This is a genomic window from Nonomuraea sp. NPDC050547 (assembly GCF_044457345.1).
Taxonomy (GTDB): domain Bacteria; phylum Actinomycetota; class Actinomycetes; order Streptosporangiales; family Streptosporangiaceae; genus Nonomuraea.
In genome coordinates, this window is record NZ_JBITGW010000045.1 from 17,849 (window position 1) to 30,176 (window position 12,328).

Below are 12,328 nucleotides of genomic sequence, written 5' to 3' on the forward strand. Positions count from 1 at the left end.
GCCGTGCTCGGCCCGTGCTCGTCCGTCCCGGCACCTAGGGACAGGGCGCGTCACGACCCGACACCGCAATCACCATGGACCGGGACAAAGAATCACGATCGGACACGGCTAGACACTAGACGATCTTGCTTCTAATCCGACGGTCGCAGGTTCGAATCCTGCAGGGCGCGCTTATTTCATGGTACTGACCTGCTGAAACATGCGCTTGGCCGCCCGAATAGAACATAGTTCCGGCCGTTCCGTGCTCCAACCGTGCTCGCCCGTACCAACCCTGTACACACCATGATCATCATGCCGTTCATCCCTTCCGTCACATGACGAACGGCCCCGCTACGCCGATATTTCAGCGGAACGGGGCCGCCCCCTCGCTTGCCCTGGTCAGGCGTGGAGTTGCCGAACAGTGGCCCCGTCGTGATCGTCACCCAGCAGCAGCGCCGCGGTCTTCTCTGCCGCCGCCATCGCCACCTGGGGAAAGACCGAGGTGTAGGTGTCGCCGCCCGGGACACGGGCAAGCCCGTCGAGCGGCGTGGCGTCTGGCACGTGTGTGACGACGTCATGACGCTGGCGGGGCCGCGCACGAAGGATCCGGTGCTGAGGCTGCGAAGGATCTTCGTGCACTCCTCGGCCCGCGCCCGCGCTGCCGAGGCCGCCCGGGCCAAGAAGCTGGCGCGGGCCGGTGAGGATCTAGCCCGGCTGGAGCGCGGCCTCGGCAGCCGCCACTACCCCGACGAGCAGGCCGTCAGCGACCGGATCACCGCGATCGGCCGCGCCCGGCGGGTGAGCACCTACCTGAGCGCGGTCACCGCTACCAGCCCGGACACCGGCAAACCCACCCTCAGCCGGCACTTCGACCAGCAGGTACTGGACGCCGAAGCCGCCACCGACGGCTGGTACGCCCTGCTGACCAACCTTGATGCGGATCAGGCCGACGCCGGACGGGTACTGCGCCACTACAAAGGCCAGGAAGCGGTCGAGCGCCGCTACCAGGCCTTCAAGGGGCCGCTGGCCGTCACCGGCCTGTATCTGAAAAGCAACCGCCGCATCGCCGCGCTGATCACCGTGATCTGCCTGGCCCTGCTCATCTTCTGCCTGATCGAACGCCAGATCCGTCAGGCCCTGGCAGCTCGCGGCGCGACCAAGATCAACGGCCTGTACGCCGGACGACCCGCCATACCCACCGGCAAGCTCATCCTCGACGCGCCGGCCGGTATCCGGCTGATCCCAGGCACCGGCCAGTCACCCCCAGCCATCCCACAACCCACCGACCTCCAACTCCATCTCCTGGACCTCCTCGACATCGATCCACGAGACCTCCGCTGAAGATCGCTCATGTGCGGAAAACGGGGCTAGCGAGACTTCCTGGCCATGGCCAGTTCGGCGAGTCGTTCTCGGCGTGCGTTCGTGATGCGCCGGAGCCCGTACCAGCCGAGAGCCACTACCGCGATCACAAAGAACGGCCAGGAGACGAGATCGTGGGTGCCGGGTGTAAACATCTTGTGAGCATGCCCGGTATCCAGTGCGGCGACCTGATCGCCGGCCTGCAGGTCCTCCACAGCCGTGCCGTACAACCAGGCATCATTCTTGACCACCGTACCGTCATGAGAGCGGAAGGAGCCGTTCCACGAGCAGGTGACATCACCACAGTCGCGGTCGATTGCGATGAATGTCCCGGGTCGGCCCAAGCCCTGAGCAGCACGGATCTCTGACGGCAGCCCCTGGGCGAAGATCCCCGCGCACGTCAGCGCCAGCACGATGAGCACCCATCCGACAACGTCGTCAAGTCTCCCGCCCAGCCAGAGGAAGCGCGTCCTCCTCGGCCAGTTCCGTGCCATGGCCGTCAGATGCCGTCTCTTGGCCGCGCTCGTCTGGTGGCGGGCGACCCAGTCCTGCAGCCGCTGCTCCGCCTGGACGTTGTGTTCCTTGATGCTGCTGGGTGCGCGCACAAGCGTGGCGAATGCGATGGTGGGTGTGTGGCGGAGACGGCCGGTCGCATCGAGCCACAGCAGGCGGCCCGAGAGGAGGCCGCCGGTGTCGGCTACGTCCTGGATGGGGATGGTGCGGTTGCGCAACCAGCCCCGCACAGTGACGCTGGCGGGCGTGCAGAGGATGGCCATCCGGTAGCCGCGGACTGCCAGGTACGGCATCGCCAGCGCGACTACGACGATCAGGCTGTAGGCGACCGGGTCGGGGACGACCAGATCCTCGGTGAAGAAGACGACGGTCGCCAGCACGACGTAGGGAGCGACGAGACCGGCAAAGGCATTCCCGCAGCGGATGATCAGATCCGGGCGTAAGTGCATGGTGGTGTCCTGTTCGGCCGCAAGTTTCGGGCTTAGTGTCCTCATGGCGGCCTCCGTTCGGCAAGCCACTGTGGCGTGCGGAAACCGCAGACGGGTCTACGTGAGGAAGAGATCATCGTTCGCTGACCTGCTGGAAGGTCCTCCGGCCCGAGACAACCGTGGCCGAAGGGGCGAGGGTGACGTGCCCTGGCTCGCGGGCCGGCGAGTTGCGTCTCAGAGTACGCGCCGGCCGATCGGCGCCGCGCGAACGGCGGCTGCCACTACCCAGCACAGGGGAAGGGAGAGGGCCGCGGCGAGGGCGAACTTGGTCAGCGCTCCGGCGGGAAGGCCGGACAGCGCGACGGACACCATGACGAGCACGCCCGAGTGCAGGACGTAGACGGCGTAGGCGTTGGCGGACAGGAAGCGGCCGCGCGGGGTCGGTTCCGCCGCGGACCTGCGGCTGAACAGCCCGAGTATCCCCAGGGACATGCCCACGCAGTAGACGCCGTCGAAAAGCCCGTGCGCCACCTGTGCGAGGAGCGGCTGCTCGCCGGAGGTGTCCGCGCCCGCCAGCGCGACGGGCAGCAGTGTCACGGCCGCCACGGCCGCGACGCAGAACCCCCAGCCGCTCGCCCGTGCCGGGATGGCCGTCAGCCATCCCCGCCGGTAGGCGAGCACCCCGGCGGTGAACATGCAGATGTATTGCGGCAGGTAATCCGGCACCGGGAACTGCACGACGGGGACGCGTTCAAGGGGCAGCAGGCGCCAGGCGACGCCGAGTGTCGCGAGGAGCGCGGCGAATCCGATCATCGTGCGTGCCCGCAGCGGTGTGGCCGGCTGCCGGCGAGGCGCCGGGCGAAGGGCCCGGATGGCGGTATAGGCCACCACGAAGACCATCAGGGTCACCAGGAACCAGCCGGGGCCCTGCTCGAGCTCACGGAGGTAGAAGTTGAGATAGGTGAGCGGGGCCCGGGCGTTCTCCCAGCGGTACAGCGGCAGCTTGGCGAGCGGAATGACGGCGAAGACCAGCAGGATCAGCGGGAGTCCCAGCCTGATCGCGCGATCGGCGAGGAAGCGCCGCCCGCCCTTGCGGTCGTGGGAGCCGGGCATCAAGTAGGCGGAGATCAGGAAGAACAGCCCCATGAAGTACGTCTGGTTGAGCAGGAGGAACAGGTCCAGCAGCCGGTCCCACTCACCCGGCGGCGACGGCTTTCCCATGCTCGGCTCGTGGTAGTACCACAGGGCGAAGCTCCCGTAGGTCAGGGCGACGTGATGAAGGACGACGAGTACGGTCAGCAGCACCCGGACGCGGTCAAGGTAGTGCAGCCGTACGGCGGTGACGGTCATGGCCGCCACGCTAGGAACGGAACCGGGCGCGGGTAACGGGCCTGGCTCCCGCCAGAGGTGGGGGCTGGCACCCATACCGCCGGCGCCGCCCGCGTGGTTTCATCGATCGGGTGGGAAGGTCATGGGGGTTGACGCGGGCGCCGGCTCGCGCGTGCTGACGTTCGCCGCGGCTCCCGTGCGCGGTCTGGCGCTCGCGGTGCCGGCGATGCTGGGGCCGCCGCTCCTGGTCGTTCTGTTTGTGACCGGGCATATGGGGCTGCCGTCTCCGGCCACTTCGTCGACGCCCTGCGAAGGGTGGCATGCGGCGGAACCGCGATGGATCCAGAGGTGATCGCCAAGCTGCTCGGCGGTACCTCGCCGCGGCGCCCGGTGGCCCGGCTGACCCCGCGCGAGCGGGACGTACTCCAGCTCATGGCGCAGGGACGCTCGAACGCGGCCATCGCGGGGGCCTTGTACGTCAGTGAGGGGACCGTCGGCAAGCACATCGCCGCGTGCTGGCCGTGCTGGCGTATCTGAACCGGACGTGACCTCGCGCCCGGCATCCACCACCGGGAGGCGACTCGAGTATCCGAAGGGCGCACCATGAAGGCCGCGGTCGGCAGATCAGCGCCGGCCCACGCACGGAATGCCGTCATGCGCAGCATCCGCGTGCGGGCACGAGGCGCAGGTCGCGTCCAGATGGTCGTTGGCACGTTGTCGGCAGGTGTGGCGGGCCGTCTGGCCGGCGGCCGTGTCGCCAATCCTGAAACGCCCCGCAGATGCGCGCTCGTGATCTGCTCGCCGACTTCCCCGTCGTCACGCTGGACACCCCGGTGATCGAGGCGGCCAGGCTGCCGACCGATCAGGACCAGCCCGGGTTGATCGTGGTCGACGAGCATGGGCTGCGTCCAGCATCCTGCCCGCACCCAGGTGCTGCGGCTGGCCGTACCGGGAGATTGCCAGGAGCCTGCCTCCCCAGCGGAGGCCTTTCTCGCTGCGGATGCGGGCGCGTTCGCGGCGTTGGGCGGCCAGTACGGCGGGGTGGCGGTAAGGCTGGCCTCACCAGCCGCCATCTGTTGTGTTCTCACAGTTCAGGGCGGCGATGGATCGTCTGACTTTCTCGTCGTCACGCCGGCTGTAGGTACAGGTCGGCGATGGCCGCCCGCAGGTGTTGCTGGGCGGCCTGGCTGGTGGTGACGCCGATGAGCACGTTGGTGGCCAGGCCTTCGGCGAGTGCTACCAGGCTGACCGCGTGCCGGTGCGGGTCGGCGTGAGGGGTCAGGCGGCCGGCGTTCTGGTCGGAGTGCAGCAGGTCGGTCATGTCCCGGTGGAAGGCGTCATACAGCTGACGGAGCCGGGCGGCGATCTGCTCGTCGGCCAGCGCCAGGGCGTGGAAGGACTGCCGTACGCGCATGTGCGCCTGGCTGGCGGCGTCGTAGGGGATGAGCTCGTCCAGCACGGTGGTGAGCACCAAGCGGGGCTCGGCGGCCTGCAGGTCGGTGCCGGCCTTGGCCCGTATGCGGGCGCTGGACAGCTCGTTGCCGCGCTCGAAGGCGGCTTCCAGGAGTTGCTGCTTGGCTGGGAAGTAGTGCTGCACCCGACCGGGTGAGACACCTGCCCGGGCGGCCGCCTCGGTCAGCGAGACCGCGGTCAGGCCGCGCTCGGCGACGATGGCGAGCACCGCGTCGGCGATCTCGTTGCGCCGCTGCGTGTGCTGCGCACCCGGCCCCCTGCCCATGGACCCCTCCCAGTTTCTCGATGTGTTCACATCGGATTATATGCTGGATCGCAGTAATTCGATGTGAACGCATCGCTATACGGGAGGGGAGGGTCAGTGCCGGTCGTGCTGGCGCTGCTGTGCGCCGCACAGTTCATGGTGGTCCTGGACGTCTCGGTGGTGAACGTCGCGCTGCCGTCCATCCAGCACACGCTCGGCTTCGACACTCGGCATCTGGCGTGGGTCGGCAATGCCTACGCACTGAGTTTCGGCGGGCTGTTGCTGCTCGGCGGCCGGCTGGCCGACTTGTACGGGCACCGGCGTGTCTTCACCGCGGGCCTGGCGGTGTTCACCGCCGCGAGCCTGGCCGGCGGGCTGGCCGATGCGCCCGGCACTCTGATCGCCGCCCGCGCCGGTCAGGGGGTGGGGGCGGCGATCCTGGCCCCGGCCACACTCACGATCTTGACGTCCGCCTTTCCCGAGGGACCGCGGCGCACCCGGGCGATCGCCGTCTGGACGGCGGTGAGCCTGGCCGGCGGCACGGCGGGCAACCTCATCGGCGGCGCGCTGACGGAGTACCTGTCCTGGCGCTGGATTTTGCTGATCAACGTGCCGATCGGACTGGCCTGCCTGGCCGCGGCCCGCCTGCTGGCCCCCGGCCGGGGGCACGATGACCGGCGGCAGCTGGACGTGCTCGGCGCGGCACTGGCCAGCGCCGGGCTGGGCGCGCTGGCCTATGGCCTGGCCGGCGCACCCGCCGTCGCGCTCGCCGGGGCCGTGCTGCTGGCCCTGTTCGCGCTGGTCGAGGTGCGCGTGGCGCGGGCGCCGCTGATTCCGCCGGCGCTGCTGCGGCCGCGGCGGATCTGGCTGGGCAACACCGTGATGCTGCTGGCCGGGGCGTGCCTGAACCCGATGTGGTACTTCCTGACCTTGTCCCTGCAGAACGTGCTGGGCTACGGGCCGTTGCAGACCGGGCTGGCCTTCCTGCCACACACCCTGCTGACCATGCTGGTCGGCCTGCGGGTGGCGCCGTGGCTGATGCGCCGCGCCGACGATCGTGTGCTCATCGCCGTCGGAGCGCTGATCGGCGCGACCGGCTTCTGGTGGCAGAGCCGCATCGCCCCCGGGCAGGACTACCTGACGGCCATCGGCGGCCCGGCCGTGCTGATCTCGCTCGGCGCGGGCCTGCTGAACACGCCGCTGACCGTCATGGTCACCTCAGGCGTCGCCCCGGCCGATGCGGGGGCGGCCTCCGGACTGATGAACACCGCCAAGCAGACCGGCGGCGCGCTCGGCCTGGCCGCCCTGGTCACGCTGACGGCGGGGCCGACCGACGTAGGCGGCGCTCCGGCACCGGCGCACCTTCTGGCGGCCGGTTACGGGCGGGCGTTCGCCGTTCTCGCCATCGTGCTGGTCGCCGTCGCCCTCCTGGCGGCCGCGCTGCCACGACGGCGCGACCGGCACCCCTGGTGAGCTGGCGGGTCAGGCAGCGCCGCCGGCCAGCTGACCGGCGTGCCGCTGCAGGTCGGCCGCGAACTCCTCAGCCCGGCTCAGCTGAGTGCGCAGCACCTCGCAGCGTTCACGAGTGTCGAATGCGGCGGTCTCGCGCCGAGGGAATTCTCACCGACAGGCTCAGCAACAGCTCGCCGAGCGCGTTGGACGACACCCAAAACGCGCGTTTCAGCATCGTGCTCATCATCCGCCGACTGACCTGCAGCCTCGCCCCCAGGGCGTGTGGCACCCCAGAAGAAGTCGGGCCGCGGGCTCCCGTCCCACGGCGACATCAGGCTACGCGCAGGACCTCGCGTTGTACGGGGCTACGGGCGCCGCCGTGCTGGAGACAGGCCCGAGCCCCGGTGCACGATCTTCGCATCCGTGATCGCGCCCCGGGTCGTCTGTCGTGTCATACGCCGCACGCGCATGTCGCCGATGACACGACAGCCGAAGGGATCTTCGTGGCCACCCCCAGCCCGACCCCCACCACCCGCAAACCCGCTCAGGACGCCGCCGCTCCGCTTGGTGGGCGCTGGCCGACCCGCGCACCGACCTTTCGGAGCCGTTGGATGAGTACGGCGAGGGCTTCTGCGGCCGGCCGCTGGGCGAGGTCGCCGAGACGCTGAACCGGCTGCTGGTCGACGCCTACCTGTCGGCCCACGACCGCCTCGACGTCGAGCAGGGCCTGGCCGCGCTGCTGGTCATCCGCCAGCTGCGCGAGGACCTGCAGGAGGGCGAAGGGTATGTGATCGAGTCGCTGCGCGCCCAGGGAGTCACCTGGGCGCAGCTCGCCCCGGCGCTGGAGGTGCGCTCGCGCCAGTCTGCCGAACGCCGTTACCTGTCGCTGTGCGGCGACCCGAGCGGACACGCCGGCACCACCCGCGACCGGGTCGCCGCCACCCGCGACCATCGCGCCGCCCAGCGCGCCGGTCAGGCGTTCATCGCCGGGCACGCCGACCGGCTACGCGAGGTCGGACGCCGCCTGGCCGATCTCGGCGACCTGCAGCAGCGCGCGGATGCGGCTGCGGCCGCCATTCATCGGGCCGTCGACGGGCGCCTGCACCGCTACAGCGAGCTGCCCAGCCGTGTGGACTGGCCCGGCCGGCTGCGCCAGGCGCTGACCGCCGATGACCTGCCCGCCGTGCTGGAATGCCTGCGCCGGGCGCGAGCTTCCGCGAGATGGACTACGGCCCGCACCAGGAGCTGCAGGCCGAGGTGACCGCGCTGTGGCGGTCATCGGCGCAGGCCCGCCACGACGTCGAACGGGCCCGCCTGGACGCCCGGACGATGTGGGCGACGCAGACGTACAGGACGAGGGGCGGGACGTCCGGGACGTCCGGGGTGGTGTTGGGGACGTCCAAGACGTCCCCAAGGACGTCCCGCCCATCGGGTCCGTGGGCCGGGAGTGGGATGACAGCGACTTGTGCCTGTGGCGCGAAGACGGCGAGTGGTGCCTGCAGGGCCCGCAGGGCGTGATCGAGGTGTACGGGTTCGGCTTCGGCGGTGGCATCGCTGCCCGGAACGTGGCCGGTGCCAAGGCCGCCGCGGCGGCCGCAATCGAAGAGCTGACGGGCCGCCGGGTGACCGGCTGGGAGCCCGACGTCTCCAGCCGCTCAATCCAGGGCGAATCGTCGTGGTACCCGCACGACATCGGCACCATGGCCAGCCCGCAACGTCAAGGCACGTCAGCTCATGAACCAGTCAGCCTCGCGCGCGCTCTCATTGAAGCGAGCGCGCAGGAACGAACTCAAGGTCGTGGTCTCAGCCATCGAAGACACCGGCGCGCTCCTTCGTGAGGCGACACCTCAAGAGTCCCACGCACGACTCGCCATCAAGCCCCGTTCAGTCGCGGCACCCTGAGCATCTCTGTGACACCGTGAACACCAACGCCCCGTCTGGAGCCACCTTTCCTCGCTCCAGGCGGGGCGTTCTCACATCGCCACATGCTCATCCTGAGTGACACTCAACGGTCGGGACCGGGCTGGCGCGTGAGTTGCTGGCCGGGCCCGGCGCCGACTGGCTGGGCCACTACGTCCAACTCATGAACCTCGCCCCCGTGATGCCGCCAACCAAGAAGGCGAGAACCGATGATCCCCGAACCCGCCCCCGGCGAGACCGCCGAGAATGAGAAGGCTCACGGTGAGCCGGCTCAGCACGCCTTCGAGACGGGCGGGCAAGCTGCGGCGCCGAGACGTGCGACAACCGCCTGAGCTTTCCAGGGCGGCGAATTCATCCGTCACCGCAGTCAGTAGTCAGCAGGTCACCCGGATGATGTTCGAGTCCTTGACCTTCGTGGAGCCGCCCAAGGTACGCATGTAGTGCCGCACTTTGAAGTTGTGTGTGCCCGTCCCTTTGCAGAACCAGCTGATCGGCACGTCGAAGCCACTCCCGTTCACCGCCTTCTCGGTCTGCGTCCACCAGCCGTTCCAGCGCTCCCACTGCAGATACAGCCAGGATGTGCTGTTCTCGCAGCCCAGCTTGCTGCCGTAGCCTCGGATGTAGTTGCCGTCCTTGCGGGTGAGCCCGATATGCAGCTCGCACGCCGCGCTGGAGGCTGTTGACGCGCTGGAGGCTGTTGCCTGCGCTGCCGGGGCGGCGGCCATCAGCCCCAGGCTGGCGACGAACGTGACAGCGATGGCGGCTCTACTTGGTGACGCGATCCTCATGCTGGCTCTCCCTATGTTGCGATCTCTGCCTCGCCACCGCAGTCGACGAGTTCGGGTGTTGCGGATGCTAGGAGAGGTCGTTATTGATTCGCTTTATGGCCTGACGGATCGCATCGTTGCGGCGGGCGTGGGCCCGCCGATCGGCGCCGGCCTCGGCGGCCGCCGAGGTGTCCTCCTCTGTCGCAGGTCAGCGCTTCAGCCCGGCCCGATCCGCGTACGGAAGCGCCATTGACACTGCCGCCACCCTCTTCGAACTGGGCTTTCTGGACACCATCACTAGACGTTCTCGGATGAGCCGATCTGCACGAACATCGCCCAGAAGCCTGTGCCGAAAAGTCGACGGCCCGCCCGTCACGTATTCCGAGTGGGGCACTCCGAAACGCAAAGACGAGCGTGGGAAGGTGCGCAGTACACGAGGGCCCGCACGGCAAGGTCGAGGCGGGCCGTCCCGCAGAACTGGCAGCCTACGTCCCTTGAGCACACCAGGCCCGCAGCGGCGCCTTGTCGGCTTCTGACTGGTCAGATGCTTCATGAGTGGTCGCACAGTGGACAACTGCCGGAGCCGGACCCGACCTGGGCGCCGGCTGTTTCATGCGTCGGTGCGAGCGGCCGGGCGCCTGATACGGACTGACGAAACGCCCTTGGAGTGATCGCTTCCTGGGGGCGGGCTTTGCCTGGTCCGGGTTTGGCTGAGGAGGTTGCCCGAGGCGGCCTGGTCTGGTCATGGTGGAGGGTGTGAACGTCCGCGATGGGGTCGATCGGCCCCGCGACGCTGCGGGTGGGCGGGTGGAGGCGAGCGGGCCGCGCTCGGTCGCGGTGTGGGAGAACTCGGGCACGATCGTCACCGGTGATCTGCACGCTGCGCGCCGTCCGTCGTTGCCTTCGCCGGCGCGGGTGGAGGTGACCGCCGGGTTGTTCGGGCTGCCGCGCCGGCCTGCGCCGTGGTTCGTCGGCCGTGAGAGCGCCTGGCAGGAGCTGGCGACCACGCTGGAATCAGGGACCGGCGCGGGGGTGATCAGTCAGGCGGTGGTCGGGTTGGGCGGCGTGGGTAAGAGTGAGCTGGCGTTGCAGTACGCCTTCGCCCGGCGCCTGGACTACCAGGTGGTGTGGTGGATCGACGCCGACAGCCCGGCGCAGATCGAGGCCGGGCTGGCCGCCTTGGCGCGTGCGCTGGTGGCGGGCTGCGATTCGGTGGCGGCCGCGCAGGCCTCGGTCGAGGAGGCCGCCGCCTGGGCGCTGGCCTGGCTGGCCGGCCGTACAGGCTGGCTGCTGGTGTTCGACAACGTCGATGAGGCCGCCCACCTGGAGCCGTATCTGGCCCGGCTGACGGGCGGGCAGGTGCTGATCACCACCCGGCGTGATGTCGGCTGGCGGCACCTGGGCATCACCCCGGTGCGGCTGAACACCTTGTCCCGCCCTGCCTCGGTCCGGCTGCTGGGCGATCTGATCGGCCCGCCGCACGCCGCCGTGCTGGATGAGCTGGCAGGTGAGCTCGGTGACCTTCCTTTGGCGCTGACCCAGGCCGGCGCCTACGTCGCCCGAACCCCGCGCTGCACGCCGGCCGGCTACTTGCGCCTGTTGCGTCAGGTGCCCGAGCGCATGCTCGCCACCGCCGCCGCGGGCGGGGACGCCGAGCGGGTGGTCGCCAAGGCATGGGAGGTCAGCCGGGCCCACATCACCGAACAGAACCCGCTGGCCGACGGTCTGCTGCGGCTGCTGTCCTGCTATGCCCCCGATCACCTGCCCGCCGACGTCCTGGCCGGGGCCGGTGACGATGAGCAGGCGGTCAACGAGGCCCTGGCTCTGCTGGCCTCCTACACCCTCATCACTCTGACCACCCCCACCGACCCCCCGGCCCTCGCGGACACCGAGCACGCCGCAGACGATCAGGAAACGGTGAGCATCCACCGGCTGACCCAAGCCGTCATCTGGCACCAGCTCACCGAAGAGCAGCGTGAACACACCCGCACCCGTGCCGCCTCCCTGCTGGACAGCGCACTGCCCGCAGATCCCGGCATCCGCGCGAACTGGCCTCGCTACATCCGGCTGCTCCCCCACTCCCGCGCCGTCATCTCGCCTGGCTCCGACACGATGAGAACAGTCATCGCCTTCGCCCACGCCAGCGGCGACTACACCACCGCCAAGGCGCTGCAACAGGCCCATTACGCCGCCCAGGTCGAGGCTCTCGGCCCGGAACACCCCGACACGCTGACCGACCGCGGCAACCTCGCCTTCTGGACGGGGCAGGCGGGAGACGCGGCGGCCGCCCGCGAGGGGTTCGCCGAGCTGCTGCCCATCCGCGAACGTGTCCACGGTCCCGAGCACCCCGACACGCTGACCGACCGCGCCAACCTCGCCTACTGGACGGCAGAGACAGACGATGCGGCCGCCGCCCGGGACAGGTTCGCCGAGCTGGTGGCCATCCGCGAGCGCGTCTTCGGCCGTGACCACCCCGACACGCTCCCCGACCGCTCCGACCTCGCCCGCTGGACGGCAGAGGCGGGGATCTGGTGACCGCCCGGTACATGTACACCGAGGTGTTTTCCGCCCGTGCACGCGCCTTCGGTCCCGATCACCCGCAGACGTAGACCAAACGAGCCTGGGAGCACGAGCTCGCCGGGCTGGCCGCCCGGATCGTCGAGGCCGGCAGCGAGCATCAGGCGCTCGTCGCCGAGCACATCCACGCCACCGTCCTTGGCGGGGCTGGCCGGGACTCGGCGAGCGCTGTGCAGCGGAACGAAACCGTCCGCTAGTCCACGCAGGTCAGCGGTGGGTTGAAGCCGATCTGCGGAACGGGGCGCGCGGGGATTCCGGTCGAGTCTCGCGCCCCCGACCGGCCCTGG

Annotated in this window: 10 protein-coding genes and 1 pseudogene; 6 read left to right on the forward strand and 5 right to left on the reverse strand. The window is 69.7% G+C overall.

What is annotated here, in order from left to right:
* Window positions 1-378: 378 nt before the first annotated feature.
* Window positions 379-540: a hypothetical protein gene (locus ACIBHY_RS54565; RefSeq protein ID WP_397311069.1), complete on the reverse strand. Its 162-nt coding sequence runs from the start codon at window positions 538-540 to the stop codon at window positions 379-381.
* Between ACIBHY_RS54565 and ACIBHY_RS54570 the strand changes: the two genes are divergently transcribed.
* The gene (locus ACIBHY_RS54570; protein ID WP_397311070.1) at window positions 541-1,320 is read left to right on the forward strand and encodes a hypothetical protein; all 780 of its coding nucleotides are present in this window, start codon (window positions 541-543) and stop codon (window positions 1,318-1,320) included. It abuts the gene before it with no gap.
* Window positions 1,321-1,346: 26 nt separating this feature from the next.
* Here ACIBHY_RS54570 and ACIBHY_RS54575 read toward each other — a convergent pair whose 3' ends face one another.
* Both ACIBHY_RS54575 and ACIBHY_RS54580 read right to left on the reverse strand, forming a co-directional pair.
* Window positions 1,347-2,345 (reverse strand): hypothetical protein, encoded by a 999-nt coding sequence (locus tag ACIBHY_RS54575; RefSeq protein ID WP_397311071.1) that lies wholly within the window; start codon window positions 2,343-2,345, stop codon window positions 1,347-1,349.
* 168 nt (window positions 2,346-2,513) lie between these two features.
* Entirely contained in the window at window positions 2,514-3,629 is a 1,116-nt protein-coding gene (locus ACIBHY_RS54580; RefSeq protein WP_397311072.1) for an acyltransferase, read from the reverse strand.
* 267 nt (window positions 3,630-3,896) lie between these two features.
* Here ACIBHY_RS54580 and ACIBHY_RS54585 point away from each other — a divergent pair.
* Window positions 3,897-4,115: pseudogene (locus ACIBHY_RS54585) on the forward strand (response regulator transcription factor); the annotation flags it as partial.
* A 619-nt stretch (window positions 4,116-4,734) separates the two neighbouring features.
* Here the strand turns inward: ACIBHY_RS54585 and ACIBHY_RS54590 are convergent.
* A complete protein-coding gene (locus ACIBHY_RS54590; RefSeq protein ID WP_397311073.1) occupies window positions 4,735-5,346 on the reverse strand; it encodes a TetR/AcrR family transcriptional regulator in 612 nt (203 codons plus the stop codon).
* A 105-nt stretch (window positions 5,347-5,451) separates the two neighbouring features.
* On the opposite strand from ACIBHY_RS54590, the gene ACIBHY_RS54595 reads away from it, so the two are divergent.
* The 3 genes from ACIBHY_RS54595 to ACIBHY_RS54605 all read left to right on the forward strand — a co-directional run bounded on the left by ACIBHY_RS54595 (window position 5,452) and on the right by ACIBHY_RS54605 (window position 8,615).
* Window positions 5,452-6,798, forward strand: a complete 1,347-nt coding sequence (locus tag ACIBHY_RS54595; protein ID WP_397311078.1) for an MFS transporter — start codon at window positions 5,452-5,454, stop codon at window positions 6,796-6,798.
* 586 nt (window positions 6,799-7,384) lie between these two features.
* A complete protein-coding gene (locus ACIBHY_RS54600) occupies window positions 7,385-8,038 on the forward strand; it encodes a hypothetical protein (RefSeq protein WP_397311074.1) in 654 nt (217 codons plus the stop codon).
* A gap of 175 nt (window positions 8,039-8,213) precedes the next feature.
* Window positions 8,214-8,615, forward strand: coding sequence for a hypothetical protein (locus ACIBHY_RS54605; RefSeq protein WP_397311075.1), 402 nt, complete (start codon window positions 8,214-8,216; stop codon window positions 8,613-8,615).
* A gap of 456 nt (window positions 8,616-9,071) precedes the next feature.
* On the opposite strand, the gene ACIBHY_RS54610 is transcribed toward ACIBHY_RS54605, so the two are convergent.
* Window positions 9,072-9,485, reverse strand: coding sequence for a hypothetical protein (locus tag ACIBHY_RS54610; protein WP_397094364.1), 414 nt, complete (start codon window positions 9,483-9,485; stop codon window positions 9,072-9,074).
* Between the two features lie 735 nt (window positions 9,486-10,220).
* On the opposite strand from ACIBHY_RS54610, the gene ACIBHY_RS54615 reads away from it, so the two are divergent.
* Window positions 10,221-11,999 carry a tetratricopeptide repeat protein gene (locus ACIBHY_RS54615; protein WP_397311076.1) on the forward strand — a complete coding sequence of 593 codons (1,779 nt, stop codon included), beginning with the start codon at window positions 10,221-10,223 and terminating at the stop codon, window positions 11,997-11,999.
* Window positions 12,000-12,328 lie beyond the last annotated feature (329 nt).

Bases quoted from the DNA above. Each gene is read 5' to 3' on its own strand.
- ACIBHY_RS54580 (WP_397311072.1), bottom strand. From the start codon at position 3,629: ATGACCGTCACCGCCGTACGGCTGCACTACCTTGACCGCGTCCGGGTG.
- ACIBHY_RS54590 (WP_397311073.1), bottom strand. From the start codon at position 5,346: ATGGGCAGGGGGCCGGGTGCGCAGCACACGCAGCGGCGCAACGAGATC.
- ACIBHY_RS54610 (WP_397094364.1), bottom strand. From the start codon at position 9,485: ATGAGGATCGCGTCACCAAGTAGAGCCGCCATCGCTGTCACGTTCGTC.
- ACIBHY_RS54575 (WP_397311071.1), bottom strand. From the start codon at position 2,345: ATGAGGACACTAAGCCCGAAACTTGCGGCCGAACAGGACACCACCATG.